1 protein-coding gene and 1 pseudogene are annotated in these 1601 nt (G+C 58.7%); one reads left to right on the top strand and one right to left on the bottom strand.

What is annotated here, in order from left to right; genetic code table 11:
• Nucleotides 1–135: 135 nt before the first annotated feature.
• Nucleotides 136–1359: an IS256 family transposase gene (locus CFR76_RS17345; protein WP_025440083.1), complete on the bottom strand. Its 1224-nt coding sequence runs from the start codon at nt 1357–1359 to the stop codon at nt 136–138.
• A gap of 59 nt (nt 1360–1418) precedes the next feature.
• Here CFR76_RS17345 and CFR76_RS18320 point away from each other — a divergent pair.
• Nucleotides 1419–1601, top strand: a pseudogene (locus tag CFR76_RS18320) (IS21 family transposase); the annotation flags it as partial.

Raw genomic sequence — 1601 nt, 5'->3', positions numbered from 1 at the left:
TGAACGGATCCGCAGGCGACTGGCTGACAGGCCAGGTGGCGACAGACAGGTCGTACGTCTTCTGGTTGCCGTGAACGAGCATGGCCTGACCTGCGTGGACCGAGACTGTGTAGAATTTTGTGCGGTGGCACTTTTTCAGGCCATTGGGAAACGATCATCGAACATGATGGCGAGCTGGCATCTGACAGCATACCATTCGCTCACTGAGCGCTTCCACTCTGAGGAGGTAGCATTGAGCGCCAGGTAAATCAATTTTGCTGCGGCCTCGTCACTGGGGAAGTGGCCACGGGTGCGCACAGCACGACGGATCTTTGCGTTCAGGGCCTCAATGGCATTCGTTGTGTAAATCAGTCTGCGTACTTCCGGGGGGTAATCAAGGAACGGAATGACCTCATTCCAGGCCCTGCGCCAACTGGGTGCGATGGCCGGGTATTGTCTGGCCAGATCGCTTTCCTCAAACCTGCCGAGGGCTGCCTCGGCCTCGCTGGCGTCCACTGCCGTATAGATTGCCTTGAGAGCGGTGGCGACGGCCTTGCGGTCCTTGTAGCTGGCAAAGCTCATGGAATGACGCAGCAGGTGAACGATGCACGTCTGAATGCGGGTCCTGGGGAAAGCCGCTTCGATAGCCTGCGGAAAGCCCTTCAGCCCGTCGACGACGGCGATCAGGATATCCTGCACCCCCCGATTGCGCAGGTCACTGAGGACCTTGGCCCAGAATTTGGCTCCTTCATTTTCCTGGAACCACAGCCCCAGAATGTCCCGTGTGCCGTCAGGCAGGATCGCGAGCGCCACAAAGACGGCCTTGTTCGAGACAGCTCCGTCACTGCGGATATTGACCCGGATCGCGTCCATGAAGACGATCGGATAGCACGGTTCCAGCGGGCGGTTCTGCCAGGCGGCGACCTCCTCCATCACCGCGTCGGTAATCGCGGAAATGAGGCTCGGGGAGGCCTCAACGCCGTAGATTTCCTCGATATGCCCCTGGATCTCGCGGGTCGTCATGCCCCGGGCATACATGCTGATAATCTTGCGGTCGAACTCGGGAAAGCGACGCTGATACTTTGCGATCAGCATCGGGTCAAACGTGCCATTCCGATCCCGGGGAATATCCAGAACAACCTTGCCGCTCTCCGTGGTCACGGTCTTCTGGCTCCTGCCGTTTCTGCGATTGGGCGGCAGGTTACCCTCGTCAGGTGCACCATCGGCGCGTTCCTCATCAAGGTGAAGAGTCATCTCCGTGTTGAGCGCTCGCTCCGCCAGAGCCTTCGTCAATTCCGAGAGTATGCCGTTCTTGCCAAACAGGTCGCCGGGTGAACGTCCTTCCATCAGGCGGTCCAGGAGGTCTTTATCAATGCTCATGCGGGGGCTCCTCTTCGAGCAATTTATCACCACACCGCACAAAATTCAGGATAGTCCCCGTGGACCAGGCCTGCCGGGAGGCCCTGGAAGATGGCATGCATTCCGTTGATGTCATTCTCAACATCCTGTCACGCCGGGATGATGCCACAAATCCCGTCCTGCCTGCCCTTCCCGAACCTCTGGTCCTGCATCATGCTCCTGTGGCTGACTGCAGCCGGTATGATATCCTGAGGACACGCCCA

This window comes from Komagataeibacter swingsii, from assembly GCF_003207895.1.
GTDB classification, from domain to species: domain Bacteria; phylum Pseudomonadota; class Alphaproteobacteria; order Acetobacterales; family Acetobacteraceae; genus Komagataeibacter; species Komagataeibacter swingsii.
The sequence above is the reverse complement of the archived record's forward strand: the minus strand, read 5'-3'. Positions and strand labels throughout refer to the sequence as shown.

Bases quoted from the DNA above. Each gene is read 5' to 3' on its own strand.
- CFR76_RS17345 (WP_025440083.1), bottom strand. From the start codon at position 1,359: ATGAGCATTGATAAAGACCTCCTGGACCGCCTGATGGAAGGACGTTCA.